General features: G+C 50.8%; 23 protein-coding genes and 3 pseudogenes. All 26 read left to right on the forward strand.

The window, feature by feature from the left end; translation table 11 throughout:
• The first annotated feature begins 539 nt into the window (after positions 1-539).
• Positions 540-1,097 carry a thioredoxin domain-containing protein gene (locus IQ273_RS14955; RefSeq protein WP_194023980.1) on the forward strand — a complete coding sequence of 186 codons (558 nt, stop codon included), beginning with the start codon at positions 540-542 and terminating at the stop codon, positions 1,095-1,097.
• Positions 1,098-1,215: 118 nt separating this feature from the next.
• Positions 1,216-1,572, forward strand: coding sequence for an AraC family transcriptional regulator (locus IQ273_RS14960; RefSeq protein WP_194023981.1), 357 nt, complete (start codon positions 1,216-1,218; stop codon positions 1,570-1,572).
• A gap of 39 nt (positions 1,573-1,611) precedes the next feature.
• A complete protein-coding gene (locus IQ273_RS14965) occupies positions 1,612-2,595 on the forward strand; it encodes a CPBP family intramembrane glutamic endopeptidase (protein WP_194023982.1) in 984 nt (327 codons plus the stop codon).
• A gap of 261 nt (positions 2,596-2,856) precedes the next feature.
• The gene (locus IQ273_RS14970) at positions 2,857-3,507 is read left to right on the forward strand and encodes a GPP34 family phosphoprotein (RefSeq protein WP_194023983.1); all 651 of its coding nucleotides are present in this window, start codon (positions 2,857-2,859) and stop codon (positions 3,505-3,507) included.
• A gap of 253 nt (positions 3,508-3,760) precedes the next feature.
• A complete protein-coding gene (locus IQ273_RS35785; RefSeq protein WP_228053069.1) occupies positions 3,761-3,868 on the forward strand; it encodes an SDR family oxidoreductase in 108 nt (35 codons plus the stop codon).
• 133 nt (positions 3,869-4,001) lie between these two features.
• Positions 4,002-4,862 carry an oxidoreductase gene (locus IQ273_RS14980; protein WP_194023984.1) on the forward strand — a complete coding sequence of 287 codons (861 nt, stop codon included), beginning with the start codon at positions 4,002-4,004 and terminating at the stop codon, positions 4,860-4,862.
• A 93-nt stretch (positions 4,863-4,955) separates the two neighbouring features.
• Complete coding sequence (locus IQ273_RS14985) at positions 4,956-5,381, forward strand: hypothetical protein (protein WP_228053071.1); 426 nt, start codon at positions 4,956-4,958, stop codon at positions 5,379-5,381.
• 215 nt (positions 5,382-5,596) lie between these two features.
• Entirely contained in the window at positions 5,597-6,049 is a 453-nt protein-coding gene (locus tag IQ273_RS14990; RefSeq protein ID WP_194023985.1) for a hypothetical protein, read from the forward strand.
• 58 nt (positions 6,050-6,107) lie between these two features.
• Positions 6,108-6,776 (forward strand): SDR family oxidoreductase, encoded by a 669-nt coding sequence (locus IQ273_RS14995; protein ID WP_228053073.1) that lies wholly within the window; start codon positions 6,108-6,110, stop codon positions 6,774-6,776.
• A 190-nt stretch (positions 6,777-6,966) separates the two neighbouring features.
• Positions 6,967-7,232 (forward strand): annotated as a pseudogene (locus IQ273_RS35790) (SDR family oxidoreductase); the annotation flags it as partial.
• A 195-nt stretch (positions 7,233-7,427) separates the two neighbouring features.
• Entirely contained in the window at positions 7,428-7,784 is a 357-nt protein-coding gene (locus IQ273_RS15005) for a hypothetical protein (RefSeq protein WP_194023986.1), read from the forward strand.
• 231 nt (positions 7,785-8,015) lie between these two features.
• The gene (locus IQ273_RS15010) at positions 8,016-8,969 is read left to right on the forward strand and encodes an alpha/beta hydrolase (RefSeq protein ID WP_194023987.1); all 954 of its coding nucleotides are present in this window, start codon (positions 8,016-8,018) and stop codon (positions 8,967-8,969) included.
• Between the two features lie 315 nt (positions 8,970-9,284).
• Positions 9,285-9,392: pseudogene (locus tag IQ273_RS35795) on the forward strand (alpha/beta hydrolase); the annotation flags it as partial.
• A 181-nt stretch (positions 9,393-9,573) separates the two neighbouring features.
• Entirely contained in the window at positions 9,574-10,452 is an 879-nt protein-coding gene (locus IQ273_RS15020) for a dioxygenase (protein ID WP_194023988.1), read from the forward strand.
• A gap of 17 nt (positions 10,453-10,469) precedes the next feature.
• Positions 10,470-10,934 carry a lipocalin-like domain-containing protein gene (locus tag IQ273_RS15025; RefSeq protein ID WP_194023989.1) on the forward strand — a complete coding sequence of 155 codons (465 nt, stop codon included), beginning with the start codon at positions 10,470-10,472 and terminating at the stop codon, positions 10,932-10,934.
• Positions 10,935-11,305: 371 nt separating this feature from the next.
• Positions 11,306-11,881, forward strand: coding sequence for a TMEM175 family protein (locus tag IQ273_RS15030; protein ID WP_194023998.1), 576 nt, complete (start codon positions 11,306-11,308; stop codon positions 11,879-11,881).
• A gap of 110 nt (positions 11,882-11,991) precedes the next feature.
• Positions 11,992-12,585: a nuclear transport factor 2 family protein gene (locus IQ273_RS15035; RefSeq protein WP_194023990.1), complete on the forward strand. Its 594-nt coding sequence runs from the start codon at positions 11,992-11,994 to the stop codon at positions 12,583-12,585.
• Positions 12,586-12,676: 91 nt separating this feature from the next.
• A complete protein-coding gene (locus IQ273_RS15040) occupies positions 12,677-13,621 on the forward strand; it encodes a zinc-binding dehydrogenase (RefSeq protein WP_228053077.1) in 945 nt (314 codons plus the stop codon).
• A 69-nt stretch (positions 13,622-13,690) separates the two neighbouring features.
• Complete coding sequence (locus IQ273_RS33710; RefSeq protein ID WP_228053079.1) at positions 13,691-14,068, forward strand: hypothetical protein; 378 nt, start codon at positions 13,691-13,693, stop codon at positions 14,066-14,068.
• A gap of 85 nt (positions 14,069-14,153) precedes the next feature.
• Positions 14,154-14,555 (forward strand): RidA family protein, encoded by a 402-nt coding sequence (locus IQ273_RS15045; RefSeq protein WP_194023992.1) that lies wholly within the window; start codon positions 14,154-14,156, stop codon positions 14,553-14,555.
• A gap of 75 nt (positions 14,556-14,630) precedes the next feature.
• Positions 14,631-15,011 carry a peptidoglycan-binding protein gene (locus tag IQ273_RS15050; protein WP_194023993.1) on the forward strand — a complete coding sequence of 127 codons (381 nt, stop codon included), beginning with the start codon at positions 14,631-14,633 and terminating at the stop codon, positions 15,009-15,011.
• The gene (locus IQ273_RS15055) at positions 15,011-15,475 is read left to right on the forward strand and encodes a hypothetical protein (protein WP_194023994.1); all 465 of its coding nucleotides are present in this window, start codon (positions 15,011-15,013) and stop codon (positions 15,473-15,475) included. The genes IQ273_RS15050 and IQ273_RS15055 overlap by 1 nt, the downstream gene beginning before the upstream one ends.
• Before the next feature lie 72 nt (positions 15,476-15,547).
• On the forward strand, positions 15,548-15,898 hold the full coding sequence (locus tag IQ273_RS15060; protein WP_194023995.1) for a nuclear transport factor 2 family protein: 351 nt from the start codon (positions 15,548-15,550) through the stop codon (positions 15,896-15,898).
• A 220-nt stretch (positions 15,899-16,118) separates the two neighbouring features.
• Positions 16,119-17,672, forward strand: coding sequence for a serine hydrolase (locus IQ273_RS15065; RefSeq protein WP_194023996.1), 1,554 nt, complete (start codon positions 16,119-16,121; stop codon positions 17,670-17,672).
• Positions 17,673-18,038: 366 nt separating this feature from the next.
• Positions 18,039-18,301 (forward strand): annotated as a pseudogene (locus IQ273_RS35800) (lysostaphin resistance A-like protein).
• 120 nt (positions 18,302-18,421) lie between these two features.
• Positions 18,422-20,200: a CocE/NonD family hydrolase gene (locus IQ273_RS15075; protein WP_228053081.1), complete on the forward strand. Its 1,779-nt coding sequence runs from the start codon at positions 18,422-18,424 to the stop codon at positions 20,198-20,200.
• Positions 20,201-20,404: the final 204 nt, after the last annotated feature.

Raw genomic sequence — 20,404 nt, forward strand, 5'->3', positions numbered from 1 at the left:
TAGCAGGCACGTTCAGCCCTTGAGCATTCAAGCGCAGCATATGCGCACGGTCACGGGTCCGATAAGGAACTGTCTGAGCTTGCCGCAGTTCACTTAAGGTACGGTCTTCCTCCTCGGTCAAAATGATACGCAATGGGGCGGGCATAAGGGGGCTTTCTAGTTAACCCTCCCATCTTACGTTTAATTCAAACTCCCTACTTAGCGACTAACGTTCAACTATAAATTGAGCAGTTCTTCCAGGTTGATTTTAATCTGGAAGAATTTTTTTATACATTGTATTTACCGAATCGTGAGCATTCGCAACATGTTCAAGTATACTCTCAAACAAATCAGTGCACCCGATTCTAACTTAAGTTATAACCAGCCTTCTACTGCGCGATGGAATGCTTACTCCATCAATTTGTACTGTAAAAATTTCAACTTGCTATAGGCGACGGCTTCGAGATAATCTCCTATATTTAACTTATGAAGACAGAGATGCAGTCAAGCGATCGAGCAAGTGAATTGCACGGTTTCATGCTTGATACAAATGTAAAAAGATGAGCGACGATCGGAGCCACAGTTCTTTACTTGTACCACCTTCAACTCAAGATTGGATTCAAGGTATTTTGAGCGCCAAGGTAGTGCTGGTTATGTACGGAGACTATCAAGACCCTAGAAGTGCGGACGTTTACAAGCTAATTAAAGCGATCAAACGAGAGCTGAGTGCTGCTTTTGGAGAAGATTATTTATGCTTCATCTTCCGTCATCTTCCACAAGCACAGATTCATCCCCATGCTCAGCGGGCAGCCCAAACAGCCGTTGCCGCCGCCGCTCAGGGACAGTTTTGGTTAATGAGCGATAGTTTATTTGACCATCAACAAAGGTTGGAGAATGGTTATCTTATCGAGTATGCCAATGATTTGGGGCTTGACATGCCTCAATTTCTCAGAGAGTTGTCTAAACAAGAGCATGTCGATCGCATCAATGAAGACATCGAAGGCGGAATACAGAGCGGAGTGACGACTGCCCCAGCCCTGTTTATCAATGGAAGTCGGTATATCGGGCACTGGAACACGACGGAGTTGATGGTAGCCATGATTGCTGCAAGTCGTTAAGCTCCCCGATCCCTACTCCTAATTCATATCTGACTTGTTGGTTAGTGCTAGTCAGCGATCGAATGCGCGATCGCTAGTTTTTGCCTGTTTTGTTGAACAACTTGCCATTTTTTGAATCATGCTAACAACTACAACGCCAACCCTTGAAGCCAATTACAAGGGCTTAACGCACACCCGACTGCAGCAAGTACTTGATTATATTCACACTCACCTCGATCGAGACTTATCATTGGCTGAACTTGCAGAAGTGATCAACGTTAGTTCGACTTATTTTGCGAGTTTGTTTAAGCAAGCAACAGGGATTTCGCCCCATCAGTACGTGATTAAACAGCGCGTAGAACGAGCAAAAGTAATGTTGAAGAAGACGGATTTTGCGATCGCAGACATCGCTCTACAAGTCGGCTTCTCCAGCCAAAGCCATCTGAACCAACAATTCAAGCGCATTACGGGAATGACCCCAAAACAGATTCGCTAACCTCCAAGCACTACATACACACGAGTCAAGGAGACAAAAATGAAGTTTAAAGCAATTAAAGGACATCAGGGAATCGGAATGGAAGTGAAAGATGTGACTTACGTGGAGACCGCCCGGTGGGGTAAGCATCGGGGGTGGCGATATGTTCTGGGATTAGCAGTCATCTTCTTTGTGGGGCTGGTGGTTGGCGGCATCGCCACCCCCCGCATCGCGTTCCTGTTTGGCGGTCAGGAGGGGTTTGCGGCGTTCAATCGGCTGGATTACGCTGCATTCGGTCCCGTGGGGGGCTTCGTTGCGGTCACGGCAATTTTTCCGTTCTTCCTCGCGGGAATCTTGATCGCCGTCACCCTCGTTCACCGTCGTCACCCCCGAACGCTGATCACGGCTCGGGAGCGGATAAGTTGGCGGCGTGTCGGTCAGGGGTTTGTGGCGTGGTTCGTGCCATTCTGGCTGATCGCTGGACTGGGACAGTACTTCTTCTATCCCGACACCTTCTCTTTCAACTTCGACCTCGCAACGTTCGCACTCTTCGTCCCGCTGGCGCTAGTCTTTACCGCGATCCAGACGACTACGGAGGAGCTTTTCTTTCGCGGCTACATTATGCAGGGCGCGAGCATTGTTTGGGCGAACCGCGTGTTTCTGGCGCTGGTGCCAGCCACGATCTTCGCCCTAGCGCACCTGCTCAACCCGGAGGCAAGCGCGGGCGGTTGGCTCACAGTCTTCTTCAACTACTTCCTCGCTCCGGGGCTGGTGTGGACCGTGGTTTCGTTGATTGACGGAACCACCGAACTCGCCATCGGCGCACACTTCGCGAACAACATTGGCGGCAGTCTCTTGGTGGGCGTAGCCGGAAACGCCGTGAACGCACCGACTCTGTTCACAGTCAGCAAGTTCCACGCGACCTACACGGCGCTATCGATGCTGGTTGTAGTACCCGTGTTTCTGGCGATCGCCTACAAAGTGTTCAAAAGCGACGAGGCATCCGAACCCGTTTTCCTGAACGCTCGGATTGGTCGTCGGTGATCTCGTCAGTTCGTTGCTGAAGGTCAATGTTGATTGAGACCAGAAAAGGATGCGTTGGTAGAGAGACCACTCCGTTAAAGCATCCACTTGAACAAAGGAGAGATTCAAATGTCAGAGAAAAACAAAAGAGGCAAACGCGGCGATCGCACAGGCACATAGACAGAAGCTGCTTAAGCTCCTTACCTTTCAGCATCAAACTTGCAATTAGCGCCGAGACGCAACTCCGAAGGAACCGCAGCATACTTCAATAAGGAATTCATCATGCAATATCTTTCACAGGACTTAATCCTTCTTGCACTCAATCCCCAAACTGGGAAAACTCGCTTCTCTTGGTACTCTGCACTCGACTATGGCTTGGTCGGCTCTTTATTACTAGACTTAGTACTGCAAGGCAAACTTGAGATCGACAACGACAACCATGTGATCGGTGCGATCGCAGGCAACACAGGCAATGAATTCTTAGATCAACGCCTCAGTGAGGTTCTAGCATCGTCTCGTCCTCGAACTGCAAGGTTTTGGGTGACTCGTTGGAGACGAAGATACCTAGGAATTCAAACGATTGTGTTGCAGAGCTTAGTTGATTTAGGTGTTTTAGAACGACAAGAGCAACGCATTCTTGGGCTGTTCCCGACGCAGCGATATTTTCTAACTGATGAATCCATTCAACATGAGATTGTCCAGCAAGTTCGTGCAGCCGTGTTAGAAGGCATTGGACTGGATTCTCGGATGGCAGCATTGATTAGTTTGATGCAAGCCTCTCACCTGACCGATGCGGTGTTCAGCCCCGAAGAACGTCCTGAAGCGCGATCGCGAATTAAGGCGATCGCAAGAGAGGAACTGGTCGGCAAAGCAGTTTCAAAGGCAATTTTAACCATTCAAGCAACCACTTTGGGTGCAATCAATGGCGGATGAAATTGTTAGGAGTTGTATAGAACAATAGTTTGGACAATTTTTGACAGGAAAAGTTTTCTGTCAGAATTGTCCGGAGTGTTGTTGCCATTACATAGGAAGTAAATTCCAAACATCAATAGTTCAGTCGGATGATACTGAAACGAACTTGCTCTTCACCATAAGAATCTGAAAGAAATCAAGCATTGGAACTTAGTATGTTATGGCAATCAATGTTCGGGGACTGTTTTTGGGCATGAAGTACTAAGTTCAGCAAATGTTGTCTCAAGGATCTGGTGTGGCGGTTGTGTTTCTCTGCTCTGATGCTACCACCTACATCACGGGACAACCTTTGGTAATCAATGGTGGATTTACAGCGAACTAATCCGCAATCTGCCTTAGCAGATGTCTCCTTGCGATCGCATTCCTGAACCATAGCAACGCTTGGCCTTGGAGTATAGACCAAAGTTTAGAGCGGTGTAGATCTAGATTACAAGTTATCAACAGGAAAGAAGCAAATGAACAATACTGATAAAGTTTGGTTGATTACTGGAAGTTCCATAGGTTTGGGGCGTGCTTTGGCGCAAGCCGTGCTAGAGCGTGGATATTATTTAGTTGCAACGGCCCGTCAGCCTGAACAATTAAAAGAACTGAGCGATCGCTATCCGGATCGGGTCACGACTATTGCGCTTGATGTCACTAATACTCAATCAATTCAGCAAGCTGTAGAAGCTGCATTGAACGCTTACAATCGCATTGATGTACTCGTCAACAATGCGGGTTACGGCACAGTAGGCGCGATCGAAGAAGTGAACGACGATGATATCAGACGGCAGTTCGACACGAATCTATTTGGTGCAATCAATGTGACTCGTGCAATCTTGCCAACCCTACGTGAACAGCGAAGCGGTCATATCCTCAACATTTCTTCGGCGAATGGGATTAGCGCGTTTGCAGGAGTGGGAATTTATAGTGCAACAAAATTTGCTTTAGAAGCAATTTCTGAAGCGCTGGCACAAGAAGTGAAGCCGTTGGGGATTAAAGTCACAATTATTGAACCTGGCTCCTCTCGAACGAATTTTAGTAGTCGAGCACTTTCCACACTATCCCACCAAATTGATGACTATGCTCAAACGAGTGGCAAAATAGTGCAACGGCTTCAGGAGAGGGATGGCAAACAACCTAATGATCCGGCGAAGGCAGCAGCAGCAATGATTCAAGTGGTTGAGAGTGACAATCCACCCTTGCGCTTGGCATTAGGCGAAGATTCGGTAAGTTTGATTACTCAAAAACTCGAATCGATGAAAGCTGAATTAGAGGCATGGAAAGACGTGTCGATGAGTACAGCGTTTGAAGAAGTAAAAGCGAGTGCGGAGTAGCCTCCTTTCTAAATAATGAATCGACAGAAGACTCACTGCACTCGGTTAAACATCAACACCAAGACCTGATCAAGCATTTTGTTGCACAGGTCAATGGGCATTTTTAGAACTGAAAAACACGACAAGGATTATTGGAGAAAAATGAAACGTTTTACCTTGTTTACTTTCCTGTATCTCGCGCTAGGAGTTTGTCTGACAGCGATCGCGCTTGGATACCCAAATCTGCCTTCGGGTGTTCAAACCAGCTTGTTCATCAGTGCAGGAGCCTCCTACATTGCTTGTCTCCTCAGCACCTTCCCATTTTGGCGCGAGACGACGATCCGCCTCTATCGCGAACGGAATTCAGCGGTAATTCTACCCTGGTTGGTGATTGGATTCAATATTGTTTGGATAATCTGGGATGTTCAGAGTCAGAACTGGGCGATGGAAGCCATTTTACAAGCGCTTTCGCGGCTAATAGCTGTCTTACTGTTTGTAGAAATTATTGTGATTACACGGCAAATGAATTCTGAACGTTAGGGTCTAAGTCAGATGATCCTGAAAAGAACTTGTTCTTCACCCTAAGAATCTGAAAGAAATCAAGCATTGGAGCTTAGTACACTTCAGATAACACAACGCGATTGACTCTCCTTTCAAACGACTGCACGAATAATCGATTGAGTCCTTTAACCTAGCTTTACTGCGACTGAAATGAACGATCGCACACGAAAATTTTTCAACACAGAGGGATGAATATGAAGACTTGGATTTCGATGCTGCTAATTTTAGCAAGCGTGAGCTTGTTCGGATGCGACGATCAAGGAGCGGAAGAACAATTGAATAGCACAATGAACAGTTGGATTGGTCGGGATATCAATGAGTTTATTCGCAGATATGGTACACCCACGACAACGCTTACGTTACCCAATGGGAACACAATCTATTCCTACAGAACGGATCGAGAACGGGAGTTTAATCAGCCAACCTCTGTGAATGAGTTTCAGAACGATCGAGGCGAGACAACTACGATAATTAGCGGAGGCAACACGATTGTCGATCGTGATTTCTGTGAGATTGATGTCGAGTTCGATCGCTCTAGTGAAATTCAGTCCTGGCGCTATGAGGGTAGTTCTCCAAGACATTGCAACATTAAAAGCCTGCCGAAAACGCTCCAGAAGCAATTACAAAAAGACGGCATTCTTCCGTAGGTCAATGCCATGTTAAAAACTGTAAAATCACGACGAGAAGTACTGGAATTCAACTTCTTTGGATTTCGACTCTCATTTCAAAAGATACCAACGCGCCGCGCAACTCTTTTCGCGATCGCGCTACTCTTTACTACTTATTTCGTTTGTGCAAGCAGATGTCACGAAAGAAGCAGATGTTAAAGCAATGGTTAATAAAGCGGTTGGCGTTTTTGGTCGATTAGATATTGCTTTTAATAATGCAGGAACTGTCGGCGAAAATCCCTCAATGATTGAGCAAACAGAAGCAGAATACGATCGCATTATGAGCGTCAATGTCAAAGGCGTTTGGTTATCGATGAAATATGAAATCGCTCAGATGTTGAAACAGGGAAGCGGTTCAATCGTCAATACGGCATCTGCGAATGGAGTAGTTGCACTTCCTGGCGTACCCCTCTACACCGCGAGTAAACATGCGGTAGTCGGTTTAACAAAAGCTGCTGCGCTCCAATATGCCAAAGCAGGTATTCGCATCAATGTCGTTGCACCAGCAGCAATCGAAACAGATATGTTTGAAGCAGCTACAGGTGGGCAGGATGAAGCCAAAGCTTACATAACAGGACTTCACCCGATCGGACGGGTTGGCACACCGCTTGAAGTTGCAAATGCAGTCCTGTTTTTATCATCTGACCTGGCATCGTTCATAACAGGTGAAACGTTGATGGTAGATGGCGGGTATGTAGCGCAGTAGTCGATCGGCAGTGCGACATGTTGCGACCAAGTAGCGATCGACCTGCATTATCTGCTCGATCATTCTTCGTGCCGTTGGTTCCTCAAGAGTATCCAAGTAGTACGCAGTGTTTGATTGAGCAGTAATACATCCAAAGGAATCCATCGTGACGACAACACTTGCAGGCAAAGTTGCCCTGGTAACGGGTGGTTTTCGCGGTTTAGGAGCGGCGATCGTAGGGTATGCGAAAGGTGTCCAGCGCGATCTTGGTCCGCGCAACGTCACTGTGTGCAGCCAGGTATCATGCCGACGGACATGGCAACAGCCGCAGCCGACAAATTGCCGGAAGCAGCGGAAGCGATGGATCTTCATGCCATCCGCCGGATCGCAACCTTGGAGGAGGTAGCGGCGACCGTTTGTTTCCTCGAAAGTTCAGACGTTGGCTACATCAGCCTACGACGCCTAATCATGCGCTGAACCGGAACGCTACAGTTTGGTCGGTTGAGTTTTCAAGGTTATCTGCGTCCGATAAGCTTCGTCGTTAGGCAGCCAGAGTGAAGAATAGACTTAATCGGAATTGAGAAAAGCAATCAATTCTTAAACCGATTTCAAATCTTCTTGCAGATTGTTTGTCCATTGAGATATCGAGCACTTTATTACCGAGAAGGTCTAATGAAAAGAGAGTTAGCGATAAATTTTTTGTTCTCGTTTGTGGGCGGCGCAATGATTTGGGCCTTGTCACCATCTTTAACCGGGCAGGTCGAGGCGTGGGATGCGGAAGGTTTTTATTATTTCGCAGCACTTCTTATTGTTGGCCTTACCGTTGGCTTTGCTCGGCCTAAACATGTTTGGTCGCACTATGCCGGTATTGTTCTTGGTCAACTGACGTATATGCTTTTTATTCCAGTTCTGCCCGGCCAGTCGTTAATTCTTGTTGGAGTCGTTTATTTAGCGGTTTACTCCATAATCGCTTTAGCAGGAGCAGCAAGTGGGGCCTGGTTTCGTCGCGTCAGCCGGAGTGCGCGGTAATTTTGCTGCCTAACAAGGCGCTGCAGCAAACCCGGCGATCGCGCTCCGGTTGCAATCCACGCTGTCACCGCGGGCCGGGTCGCTGAACTTGGGTCGTTAGACTCCCTTATCTCATCAAATTAGAATATCTGACCGATTCAACATAGATCACCCCATGCCATGTCTCCCAATTCTCGCCGTTCTGTTAGTCTGGTTGCCTGTCTAATCGCTCTACCTTTATCGCTGCTATCTATGGGTTACACGACACAAGCCTCAACACCTGTCGAGGTTCAAATTACAACGTTAACAGGCACGCTCCATGGCACACAGATTATTCCAGCGTCTAATGTGCCAGAGCCAGCGGTACTGATCATTGCGGGTTCAGGTCCGACCGATCGCAATGGAAATAATTCTCTAGCTGGGCAGAATAATAGCCTCAAACTCCTCGCTGAAGGATTGGCGGATCATGGCATTGCCTCAATCCGATATGACAAGCGCGGGATTGGAGAAAGCGCAGCCGCAGGACCTGAAGAAGCTGATTTGCGTTTCGATACCTATGTTGAAGATGCTGCACTTTGGATTCAGCAATTGCAGGCAGATTCTCGTTTCTCAAGCATCACCGTAATTGGTCACAGCGAAGGCTCTCTGATTGGAATGCTGGCAACCCAAAAAACCGGAGCAGATGCTTTTGTATCAATCGCCGGAATTGCCCAAACTGCATCACAAGTTTTACGAGATCAACTGCGGCCTAGCTTGCCAGATGCATTATGGCAACAGAATGAGCAGATTCTTGCTGCTCTGGAGCAAGGTAACATAGTGACATCTGTTCCACCAGAACTCAACGCGCTCTACAGATCGAGCGTCCAACCCTACCTCATTTCCTGGTTTCGCTATACCCCTGCCCAAGAGATTAGGCGTCTCACTGTCCCTGTTCTAATTGTTCAAGGAACAACTGATATCCAAGTGCCTGTCAGTGAGGCGCAAGCCCTGAAAATGGCTAAGCCAGATGCGGAGCTTAGAATTATTGAGGGGATGAATCACGTCTTAAAAGCTGTTTCATTAGACCCTGAACAGCAAAATGCTTCCTATTCTGACCCAACGCTGCCAGTTGTGCCTGAACTCGTTGAAGAGATAAGTCAATTTATTCATACCAGTGAGGTGCGCCGTGGGTCTAACCAGTCGCTGCACCGGAACGTGCCAAATTGATTGATTGAGTGGCAAAGGTTATTTGCGTCCGGTGGGCTTGGTCGTTATAGACCGTATGAATCTCGATGCTGGTGTGCGTACCGCGCTGGCTACCGAAGCAGAATTAAAGCCATCTTAGAGGCGGCAAACGCGGCGATCGCGCTCAGGCAACCATGAAGGATTCTTGTCGTTCCGAAGCGATGGTAGGCAATGGATGCTTGCCCCATTTTGAAGTCTGTTTCACACAGCATTGTTAAGACGGTGCTCGATTGCTGCATAACAATTGCAATGCAACAGACAAAAACACATCATCGATTTACAACGGAGAAACCTCTCATGCCTTACATTACCGTTGGTCAAGAAAACTCTGCAACCATCGATCTCTACTACGAAGATCTTGGGACAGGTCAACCGATTGTTCTGATTCATGGATTTCCATTGAGCCGCACGCCATCAACTGGACTCACGCTGATCAGGTCAATCCCGTATTACTTGACTTTCTTCAGCAGGAATAATCAGTGATCTACTGCATTTCTGGCTTGCGAAAAAACTCTGTGATTCACCCCATTGAGTCAGGCTCAAATGATACACATATTAAATCACGTAACTACAGAAGAGTTAAACCATGCAGAACATCACGCTTGACACCATCACTCAAGCCGTCATTAATCATGGCGATCGCGGCAAATCTCACCCGCGACTCTATGAAATTTACACGAGCTTGGTTCCACATTTGCATGACTTTGTGCGTGAGGTGAATCTGACAGAATCAGAATTGCAGCAGGGACGTAGTTTTCTCAACCAGGCAAGTCATCACACTCAAGAGATTCCCACTGGAGAGATCCATTTGTTGACGGATCTACTAGGGATCTCAGAGTTGGTAGAATTGCTGCAAGATGCCCATCGCGGTACAGAAAGCAATTTAGAAGGACCATTGTATGTGCCGAATGCACCAGAACGGCAGATGGGCGATCGCTTGGGTATTGATGCAGAAGGAGACGCGCTTCTCCTGTCAGGCAGAGTTTTCAATTTGAACGGTCAACCGATCGCCAATGCTGTGATTGATGTTTGGCAACCCAACTCCAAAGGATTATATGACATCCAAGATCCATCTCAGCCGCTGGGGAACTTTCGGGGACGTTTCAAAACGAACGAGAGTGGAAAGTATAGGTTTGAAACCGTGGTGCCAATAGGTTATAAGGTGCCAGCCAGTGGTCCATCTGGCGAGTTGTTGCGACTGTTGGGACGGCATCCCTGGCGGGCAGCTCACATCCATTTCAAAGTCAGTGCCCCAGAGTACACGTCGCTGACAACACAAATTTTTATTGCTGGTGATCCTCACTTGGATTCAGATACAACCTTTGCAGTGCGATCGGCGATCGTTGAATTACAAAAGCACGAAGCACTAGGCGAACTCAAGGTACGGAATCAAAGTAAACCGTTTTACACAACGGAATTTGATTTTGTGTTGAAATCCGCTCCTCTCTCTAGCAGAGAATTATAAAGCAACGACTGCACATTATGTCTACACCATCAATCCAGAACAATATGCTAATTGGTATTTGGAAGTTAATTTCTGCAACCGCCATTTACACTGATGGAACGGTGACTCCAGACGTGTATGGAACTCATCCGGTTGGCTACATCACTTACACACCAGATGGTCACATGATGGTGATGTTTTCTAGGAGCGATCGTTCACCGCTGAGTCAGGAGGTCAGCTCACCGCTGACTCCCCAGATGCAATCTTTACCCGTGGAAGAGCTTGCTCAAGCATTTACAACATTCAATGCTTACGCTGGAACTTATACGTTGAGTGGCAACACAGTAACTCACCAGATCGAAATTGCATCAATTCCTAATCGCGTTGGTACTACGTTAGTTCGCACCTTTACTCTCAATAAGAGCCGACTAACGCTCGTGACGCCGCCAGTCTTGAGCGATGGTGTTGAAGCGGTTTTTGAGCTGCTGTGGGAACGTATATAGCAAGGGAAGTTCGTTGTCGATAACGGAGTAGAGGCAAGTACGATCACTTTTTACTCACTGAAAACGTCGCTATCCTCGGTTATCTCGACGGACGAAACTGGCTCACTGGCGAACAAACGATTGTCACTCCCTACCTGTTCGTCATTCTGCGTTGGGCGATCAACACTCAGGCTAGTTGTCATTCCCGGCAGGCCGCACGCCATCAACTGGACTCACGCTGATTAGATCAATCCCCTGTTATTGGGCTTTCTTCAGCAGGAATAATCAGTGATCTGCTGCGTTGAGATATTGAATGGATAGTGGATAACCGGACACCATTTTTGCAAAGGCAGTTATACAACGAGGTAAGCAAGCAAGGAGCATATCCAAAAATGGTTAAAGGTAGGCTGGAAGCATTCAGTGATGGGGTAATCGCTATTATTATCACCATTATGGTGCTGGAGTTAAAAATACCTCATGAGTCAGATTTAGCTGCCCTACGTCAGTTGATTCCAACCTTTCTAAGCTATGTGTTGAGTTTCGTGCATGTTGGTATCTACTGGAACAATCATCATCACCTGTTTCAGGCAGTCCGACAAGTGAATGGTTCAACTTTGTGGGCAAACCTACATTTGTTGTTCTGGTTATCATTATTTCCCTTTGTCACCGCATGGATGGGTGAAAATCACTTTGCTGCGTTGCCTGTGGCGCTTTATGGTGTGGTTCTATTGTTGGCTGCGATCGCCTACTTTACTCTGACCCGCACACTTGTTTTTCACCACGGTCAAGACTCCACACTTGCAAACGCTCTTGGTCGGAACTTTAAAGGCAAGCTATCGGTATTGATTTATGCAGTTACAATCCCACTTGCTTTTGCAATCCCTTGGCTTGCATGTGCATTATACGTTCTGGTTGCAGTTCTGTGGCTCATTCCCGATCGTCGTATCGAAAAGGCTTTGAACTCATAAGTTCCATGTTCGGAATGCTTGAGTAGGGACTAAGAAAACCATAAGAATCTGAAATAAATTAAGCGTTGGAATCAATACAGTTGAGATAGAACAAACTAGGAGAATCTAACGTGGTCAAAGAGCAAACTGTAGACAAACAATCAGACGTACAGGCAACCCCCAACCTGACACCTGCTCAAGAAGCTTTACAAGCGGTCTGGGAAGAGCATATCGGGCACGAGTTTGGCACTCACAGCCCTGAAGATGCTCTCGCTACAATGGTTGACGACGCTTACGTAAATCACATTCCAGTAATGACTGGGGGAGTAGGAAAACCGGCGCTGCGTGAGTTTTATTCCAAGTACTTCATTCCACAGATGCCGCCGGACATAGAGTTGGCTCCGGTCTCACGCACAATCGGAATCAATCAACTCGTCGATGAAATGCTAGTTAAGTTCACTCATACCATCCAGATGGACTGGATGCTACCCGGCATTGCTCCGACCGGGAAACGGATTGAAGTGGCAGTAGTAGCGATTATCCAGTTCCGTGATGGCAAGTTAGCCCGTGAACACCTCTACTGGGATCAGGCAAGTGTATTGGTTCAACTCGGCATGCTTGATCCGGTTACACTGCCCATTGTAGGGGTTGACAGTGCCCGCAAAGTACTTGATCCGAGCTTGCCCTCAAACGCACTGATCGACCGTGCCAGCGATCGCTACTAAAGGTTAGAACAAGCTTTCCATCAATGCTTGAACCTGCGATCGCAAGTCTAAATGTTTCTCAGCGATTGACTTTACACACAAGGATATGGCGATGCGTAGACTCGTGAGTTCACCAAACGCCGTTGGCAACCTCACCTTTCAAAACACTGAAGTTCCTACTCCGAAGGCTAACGAGTGCTTGATTCGCGTCAAGGCATTTTCGATGAATCGGGGCGAACTTAAGCGATCGCAAAATGATTCATTGGGCACTCCAATTGGCTGGGATGTCGTTGGCGTTGTTGAACAAACAGCACAGGACGGTAGTGGCCCACCCACAGGGACAAAAATTGTTGCCCTCTCCATCCGCTCGGAGGGCTGGGCAGACTATGTAGCCATTTCGACTCGCTTTCTGGCTATTATTCCCCAGAGCGTATCAGATACCGATGCCGCCACACTGCCCGTCGCGGGGTTAACAGCACTGTATGCAGTGGAAAAGGGATCTCGTTTACTAGGAAGTCGGGTGCTGATCACAGGGGCAACAGGGGGAGTGGGACTCTTCGCCATGCAGCTTGCTCAGATGATGGGAGCTAGCGTCATTGCCCAAATTCGCCAGCCAGCGCAAGAAGCATTTGTGCGAGATTACGGCGCGGATGACGTGGTGATCACCGAGACCGGGCAAGAAGCCAAGCAGTTCGCGCCTTATCGACTGATTGTCGATGGAGTAGGCGGTGAATTGGTCGGGACGCTAACTGCATTTTTGGCTAAAGGAGGCACCTGTGTTTGTTATGGCAGTAGCAGCGGTAACGAGATGAAGCTGTCCCTTGCAGACTTCTATTCCGAGAATGGAGGACAGCGCACGCTGTACGGGTTCACGCTGTACACCGAAGTAGAGATGGAAAGCGCTAGTTCTGGGCTGGCTCGTCTGCTGAGGTTAGTTGAGCAGGGGCGGCTCAAAACGCATATTGATCGAGCAGTTTCGTGGCGTGAAGCAGACGTAACAGCGGCTGATTTGATCGGGCGCAGATTTTCAGGTAAGGCTGTGCTGCATGTGGACTAATTGTTGTTCATCGGCTGAATCATGTCAGCCGTCTCGGAATAGATTATCGCTGAGCTTTATTTACAAAGAATGAAACAATTTACCTTGTTTACTTTCCTGTATCTAGCACTGGGAGTTTGTCTAACGGCGATCGCGCTTGAAGACCCAAACCTGCCTTCGGGTCTTCAAACCAGTCTGTTCGCCAGTGCAGGTGCGTCCTACTTTGTTTGTCTCTTCAGTACCTTCCCTTTTTGGCGGGAGGCGACGATCCGCTCCTATCGCAGACGGAATTCAGCGTTAATTCTACCCTGGTTGGTGATTGGAGTGAACATTGTTGGGATGATCTGGGAGGTTCAGAGTCAGAACCGGACAATGGAAGCTATTTTAGGAGCGTTTTCGCGGCTAATATTTGTCTTACTGTTCACAGAAATCATTGTAATGACATGGCAAGTGAATTCTGAACATTAATGCCTGAATTGAATGACTTTGTGAACTCGCTCTGACCATAAAAATTTGATAAATCGTTGTAAGAATTTAAAAGGAAAGAAACACCATGAATAAGCCTGAGTTTTTTGTTACCCCCGGTTATGGGGAATACATGCTAAATAACTTGCATTACTCGCAAGCCGTAAAAATTGGCGATCGCGTGGAGACATCAGGCCAAGGTGGTTGGAATGACAATCTGCAAATTCCCGAATTGCTCGCGGACGAGATTGCTCAAGCATTTCGGAATATAGAGCGAACCTTGGCAACTGCCGGGGCGGGTTGGGAGCATGTCGTCCACGTTAATTCCTACCATGCTGGCGGCCTTCCTCCAGAGGTTAACGAGGTGATGGTCAGGCTATATCGCCATTACATGCCCAACCATGCCCCCATTTGGACGCAGGTAGGAGTCGCGGCGCTTGGGCTGCCAACGATGCGGATTGAAATCCGCGTTACTGCAATTGTTTCGTGAGTTTTGCATCAGCGACAACACTACTCTACGCCGATCGGAGCAAGCAGATGGAGTAACAACTGCGACACAAAATTGATGCCAAAATGCATTCCTCCACAACAAACCTCCCCCATTCTGATCGCCACTGCCTACACTGATTTAACTTTACCTACCTTGCGCCAAGGCGATCGCGGCAGAGACGTGCAATTGTTACAGCGCATTCTTCAAGACAATGGCTTTTTAGGAGCCGCAGGCGTGAGGTTAGGCAATCCAAGAGGGGCGATCGTCGATGGCATCTTTGGTCCGATCACAGCGTCTGCGGTACGCGATCTCCAGCAACGTTACGAAATCCCAGTCACAGGGCAAGTCAATCCAACTACCTGGGAAGTCCTGGATATGCACGAAAACCCCTATCGTTCGCCGCTTCCCTGGAGACAACAGAACATTACACAACCACAAGCCACAGGAGATTTCTAATGAACCGAAAGATTCTTTCAACCAAAATCATAACCACAATCACAATTCTGTTCGGAGTACTCCTACTGTTCAATTTTCCATCCCTGGCTCAAGTCACTTCACAAGTGATTCCCAGAATCGAAGTGATCGAAGGTGTTGAAGGTTTTGAAGGGATTCCACCCAGCTACCGTTTAGTCATTAGCCGATCGCAGGACAATGTTTATGTCTTCTGTCCGACTGGCTTCGAGCCACAGTTGGACTATCTGCGAGGTGTAGAGGCGATTCAATGTAGTTCACAAGTGATTCCCAGAATCGAAGTAATCGAAAGTTCTGAAGGTTCTGAAGAGATTTCACCCAGCTACCGTTTAGTCATTGGCCGATCGCAGGACGTTGTTTATGTCTCCTGTCCGACTGATTTCGAGCCACAGTTGGACTCTCTGCGAAATGTGAAGGCGATTCAATGTAAGCCGTTTACCAGTCCTTAGAAGTAAACCAGTGAGAGGCAACAGCATAACAACTCACACCACTTTTTTGCTTTGAATAGAGGAGAGATTCAAATGTCAGAGAACAATAAAGCCATTTTAGAAGCTGCAAATGCGGCGAACGCTGCAGGCAACTATGAAGAATTCTTGTCATTCTGCACCGACGACACGCAATGGACGTTTATAGGCGACAAGACCCTCAACGGAAAAGAAGCCGTTCGCCAATATATGGCAGAGACATACATAGAGCCGCCAAAGTTTACGGTCACTAACTTAATCGCTGAGGGTGATTTCGTCACGGCAGTTGGTGACATTACACTGAAGGACGCAGACGGGAAGGCGGATCATTACTCGTACTGCGATGTCTGGCGCTTTCGCGGCGGCAAGATGGTCGAATTAAAGGCTTTCGTGATCAAGGCCGAGTGAGATCACTAGGGACGGGGTGCGCATGAGAGAAGTGACCATGACTATTAATCCAGTTGATTACAAATCAGCATTTCATTAAGAATAATCCGATGATGCATTCAAGATTACAGCACAAGAATGTTTTTAAACTAAACACCCCGCCCACCGCACCATATTCAAAGTTTAAATGAGGTTTGTCATGCACATGTGTACGCTCTCCCGCAGAAAGTTTCGATACTTGATGCTCACTATCGTCGCGGTCCTCGTCAGTTCAGTTGTAAGCTTTCCCCTCCTCGCCCAGCCTTCGTTCGACACGACTCAGCTCGACACCTTCGTCAAGGAGATGATGGACGCCTACGACGTTCCCGGCGTCGGGCTCGCGGTCGTCGAAGACGGCGAAATTAGCTACGTCCGGGGTTACGGGGTCCGTGACGTGACCACTGGAGCACCCGTCACGCCCGACACCCAGTTCGCCATCGGTTCGACCACCAAATCGTTCACGGCCCTTGGGGTCATGCTGCTCGTCGAAGAGGGTCTCGTTGACCTTGACGCGCCCGTCACGACCTACCTACCCGAGTTTCGGCTCTCCGACCCGGACGCTACCCGAACGGCGACAGTGAGGCACCTGCTCAGCCACGCCACCGGCCTTGTGCGGACCGACGCCTCTACTTTCGACACGAGCGTCACCGCCGCAGACGTCATCGAGGCCGCCGCCACCACCCCGCTGGTCGGTAAACCAGGTGAAGTGTTCGTCTACAGCAACGTCAACACCATCATCGCCGGGGAGATCATCGAACGGATCACGGGAAGGTCGTGGGAAGACTTCACCCGTGAGCGCATCCTCGAGCCTTTAGGCATGAGCACGGCGACGCTCTCTGTAGAGGAGCTTAAACGGCAGGATAACATCGCCCTGCCGCACGTACTCGACGTGCTGAACGGCCTGCAAACTGCCGACTTCCTGAACTATCGGGCCGACGCCCCGGCGGGAGCGATTAACGCAAGCGCCGCCGAGATGGCCCGTTACGTGCGCTTCCAGCTCGGCGACGGCGCACCACTCGTGTCCCAAGCGAGCCTAATGGAGATGCACAAGGGCCAGGTTGCCGCCCCCGACTTCAGCCTGCCGGGCACCTCCGCCGCCCGAGCACGTGCGGTAGCCGCGCGCCCGGAGGACGTGCCGCCCGCGCTCGTCACGGACGCCGAGTACGGCTTTTACTGGGGCGTTGAACGCTTTCTGGGGGAGAAGCTGGTGCAGCACAGCGGCAACGTGGACGGCCTTACGGCTAACGTGACCCTGCTGCCCGAAAGCCGTTCGGGCGTGGTCGTCCTCGCCAACGCCGAAGGGGCCAACATCTTTATGGAGACCGTGCGCCTGCACGTTGCCCAACTCTTGCTCGGTCGCTCCAGCCCCGACGTGAACGCCATCTTGCAAGCGCAGCTCGAGGTGTCAGGTCAAGATAACGCCAGCCGAAGGGCCGACCTGAACGCAGCTCGCACCTACCAGCCCGAACCGGGCGAGTTTGTGCCTTGGGCAGGCACGTATGAGAGCCTCGCGGATCCTCAGCCGACCCAGGTGAGCGTGGTTGGTGGCCGCACCCTGATGCTCGAGTCCGGCTTTCAAGCGATTCGCTTCTCAGCAGAACTGCTTCCGCTGGGCGAGGACCGCTTTATCGCGACCACCCAGCCGCTGATTGGTTATGTGTTCAGGTTTATCGAGGGTGCTGACGGGCGCACCATCGAGATGGAAACCCCGCTCGGTGCGCTGCCCCTAGCGACGCGCCGGTTGACAGACCGCTGAAGGAGCTAATTGCATGTCCCAAGCCTCTTCGGATCAACCACAAGAGTCGGAGAAACCTCCCTTACTGCCTCGGCGCAACCCGACAAACTTCCGCGTCCGGGCTGGCCCGAGATCGCCATCGTCGGTCTATCCGTGATGCTCGCCGTCGTAGCCGGAGGTCTCCTATTTATCTTTATCAGGCAACTTGAGTTCGACCCCGTAATGTGCGGCCTAGTCCTGCCGTGTTGAGCCGGTGGCTTCGGTCCCCGAAAGGCTCGAGCACTCGCGGCCACAGGGGGAGAAAGACGCTGGATTCCTACCCTGCTAGAGGGTGGCAGCGGCGGGGTGCTGTCGCTGGTTCTGGCCACGCTGTTTATTGGTCTTCTCGTGCCCCTCGTCGAGGAACTGATCTTCCGGGGTGTTATCAATAACGCTCTGCTGCGCTACGGCCCGTTGATTGGCGTTGTGGCAGCACCCTGATCTTCGCTCTCGCTCACGGCCTCAATGTCATTTTTGTTGTGGCGGTGGTGGTGGGTCTTGTCTTTGCCGAGCTACATCGCCGTAGTGGGTCGGCCTGGCCTAGTGTCATCGCCCACGCTGTCAACAACCTGCCCACGGTCTTCGTGTTGCTGCTCACCAGAGCGGCCTGAATCATCATCATCATGCGAAAGGAGTGTCTACCCATGACTCGCTTGTTTTCGAGCCATCTGCCCGATTCCGTGGAGCGCACGCACAACCCCGTGCCAACCCCGCGCGCTTGGAGGAAACCCATGCACACAGGAACAACCTACGTCCGAAGCCTGCCCATGCTTGGGGCACTGCTGCTTGTCTTTAGCGCCTGCGGACAGTTCGCAGCCGCGCAGCAACCCACAGCCACGCCGCCACCCACGCCAGAGGCGACCGCGACTGCTGCGGTTGCCACCGCCGACAGAGCGGTCACGCACGCCGAGAACGATCGCGTCCCGGAAGGCGCGGCCTGGACGCAGCACTACTTTCCGTCCTCGGACGGCTCCGACGTCGAGCTGCATGCCGATGTGCTACTGCCCGAAGGACTGGCCGCAGGCGAGAAGGTGCCGGTGATTCTGGTGGTCGGGCCGTACTTAGGGCACTCCGGTGGCCAGGAACTGGAAAATCACGCGCACACCGGCCCCTCCAACCGCTTCAATGACTTGATCGAAGGGGCCGACCTGTTCGAGCGCGGCTACGCCTTGGTGATGGTGGACCTGCGCGGCTTTGGCGGCTCCACTGGATGCATGGACTTTGTGGGGCCGGGTGCTCAGGCCGACGTGAAGGCCGCAATCGACTGGGCCGCGACGCAGCCCTGGTCCACCGGTGCCGTCGGGATGTACGGCAAGTCCGCCGACGCCATCACCGGACTGATCGGCAACAACCTCAACCACGACGCTCTTAAGGCGGTCGTCGCGCAGGAACCCATCTGGGACGTGTACCGCAACTTCCGCTCGAACGGCGTCCCCCGCGCGACGATTGTCAGCATTCCCAACGTCTATAACACCATTGCCATGCTGCCCCAGATGCCGGACGACGACGAGCGTTACCGGACGAATGCCGAGTACGAGAAGACGCCCCCAGGCTTCTTTTGTCAATTTGACAACCAGGTCAACTACCAGATCGCCGATCCCGAGTCCGATCATTGGACGACCCGTGACTTGGCGGAGCAGGCCACGGGCACCGACACGCCACTGTTTTTCACGCAGGGCTTCCTCGAGTGGAGTACCGAAGCCGAGGCGATGGAGGAGTTTCTCGCGAACCACCAGGGGCCGCAGCGCAGCTGGCTTGGCCCGTGGGCGCACGTGCGGGGCAACGATCGCTATGTTGTGGACGGGCGGCTGGAGATGGGCCGCGAGGGCTGGTTCGACGAGGTGATCTCCTTCTACGACCGGTACCTCAAGGGCGTCGAACCGACCGTGGCCTACCCAGCCTACGTTGTGCAGGACAGCACCGGTGCCTGGCGTGCCCAGGACACCTGGCCGGTTGTGGAGTACTCCGCCACCATCCCGCTTGGCGGCGGGTCGTATCTGGACAACGGCCTCCTCGTCGACCCCGCAGCCGAGGCTCCCAACCGCTTCTTCGTCTGGTCTGCGCCGCTGGGGCAGACAGTTCGCATTACCGGCACGCCGCGGGTATCGCTTGAGATCGAGGGCTACGGCAACGTCATGGTCGACCTCTACGACGTTGCCCCCGATGGCAGCGCCGTCATGTTCAACCAGCAGGTGGCGGTGGTGAAACCCGGCACGACAAGCTTCGAGCTGCGGTCGACAGACTGGACGCTGCCCGTCGGCCATGCGCTCGCCGTCGAGATCGGCACCATCCAGCCGGGGTTTGCGCTCACAAACGACTGGATCGACACGCCGTCCTACGAGACGATCATCGTCCGCGACGCGCAGATTGAACTCGCCCTAGACGACCCGGCCAATGACACACCAACGCCCGGCGACCCTGCACCGTGGCTGGAGCTCTACCGGCAGGAGTTCACGGAAAAGCTGTCCCCCGGCACCCCGAGCTTCACCCTGCCAACGGGAGACCGCTGACCCAAATCCTATGCTGAGTCGTGCTATACGCACGACTCAGCGCCAATAGACCTGTTGTGAAATAGGGAAAAATTAGCTATACCAATACAGGTATTGAGACGGTAGCCCAATGCTGGATCTAGAGCGCGTCAAACGAGATGACCGATTGCTTCGGGCGTTGACAGGTCTGAATCATAAAGCCCTCGCAGCGCTCCAACCATCGTT

The sequence above is a fragment of the Nodosilinea sp. LEGE 07298 genome (assembly GCF_015207265.1).
GTDB lineage: Bacteria > Cyanobacteriota > Cyanobacteriia > Phormidesmidales > Phormidesmidaceae > Nodosilinea.

Bases quoted from the DNA above. Each gene is read 5' to 3' on its own strand.
- IQ273_RS14955 (WP_194023980.1), top strand. From the start codon at position 540: ATGAGCGACGATCGGAGCCACAGTTCTTTACTTGTACCACCTTCAACT.
- IQ273_RS14960 (WP_194023981.1), top strand. From the start codon at position 1,216: ATGCTAACAACTACAACGCCAACCCTTGAAGCCAATTACAAGGGCTTA.
- IQ273_RS14965 (WP_194023982.1), top strand. From the start codon at position 1,612: ATGAAGTTTAAAGCAATTAAAGGACATCAGGGAATCGGAATGGAAGTG.
- IQ273_RS14970 (WP_194023983.1), top strand. From the start codon at position 2,857: ATGCAATATCTTTCACAGGACTTAATCCTTCTTGCACTCAATCCCCAA.
- IQ273_RS35785 (WP_228053069.1), top strand. From the start codon at position 3,761: ATGTTGTCTCAAGGATCTGGTGTGGCGGTTGTGTTTCTCTGCTCTGAT.
- IQ273_RS14980 (WP_194023984.1), top strand. From the start codon at position 4,002: ATGAACAATACTGATAAAGTTTGGTTGATTACTGGAAGTTCCATAGGT.
- IQ273_RS14985 (WP_228053071.1), top strand. From the start codon at position 4,956: ATGGGCATTTTTAGAACTGAAAAACACGACAAGGATTATTGGAGAAAA.
- IQ273_RS14990 (WP_194023985.1), top strand. From the start codon at position 5,597: ATGAAGACTTGGATTTCGATGCTGCTAATTTTAGCAAGCGTGAGCTTG.
- IQ273_RS15005 (WP_194023986.1), top strand. From the start codon at position 7,428: ATGAAAAGAGAGTTAGCGATAAATTTTTTGTTCTCGTTTGTGGGCGGC.
- IQ273_RS15010 (WP_194023987.1), top strand. From the start codon at position 8,016: ATGGGTTACACGACACAAGCCTCAACACCTGTCGAGGTTCAAATTACA.
- IQ273_RS15020 (WP_194023988.1), top strand. From the start codon at position 9,574: ATGCAGAACATCACGCTTGACACCATCACTCAAGCCGTCATTAATCAT.
- IQ273_RS15025 (WP_194023989.1), top strand. From the start codon at position 10,470: ATGTCTACACCATCAATCCAGAACAATATGCTAATTGGTATTTGGAAG.
- IQ273_RS15030 (WP_194023998.1), top strand. From the start codon at position 11,306: ATGGTTAAAGGTAGGCTGGAAGCATTCAGTGATGGGGTAATCGCTATT.
- IQ273_RS15040 (WP_228053077.1), top strand. From the start codon at position 12,677: ATGCGTAGACTCGTGAGTTCACCAAACGCCGTTGGCAACCTCACCTTT.
- IQ273_RS33710 (WP_228053079.1), top strand. From the start codon at position 13,691: ATGAAACAATTTACCTTGTTTACTTTCCTGTATCTAGCACTGGGAGTT.
- IQ273_RS15045 (WP_194023992.1), top strand. From the start codon at position 14,154: ATGAATAAGCCTGAGTTTTTTGTTACCCCCGGTTATGGGGAATACATG.
- IQ273_RS15050 (WP_194023993.1), top strand. From the start codon at position 14,631: ATGCCAAAATGCATTCCTCCACAACAAACCTCCCCCATTCTGATCGCC.
- IQ273_RS15055 (WP_194023994.1), top strand. From the start codon at position 15,011: ATGAACCGAAAGATTCTTTCAACCAAAATCATAACCACAATCACAATT.
- IQ273_RS15060 (WP_194023995.1), top strand. From the start codon at position 15,548: ATGTCAGAGAACAATAAAGCCATTTTAGAAGCTGCAAATGCGGCGAAC.
- IQ273_RS15065 (WP_194023996.1), top strand. From the start codon at position 16,119: ATGCTCACTATCGTCGCGGTCCTCGTCAGTTCAGTTGTAAGCTTTCCC.
- IQ273_RS15075 (WP_228053081.1), top strand. From the start codon at position 18,422: ATGCACACAGGAACAACCTACGTCCGAAGCCTGCCCATGCTTGGGGCA.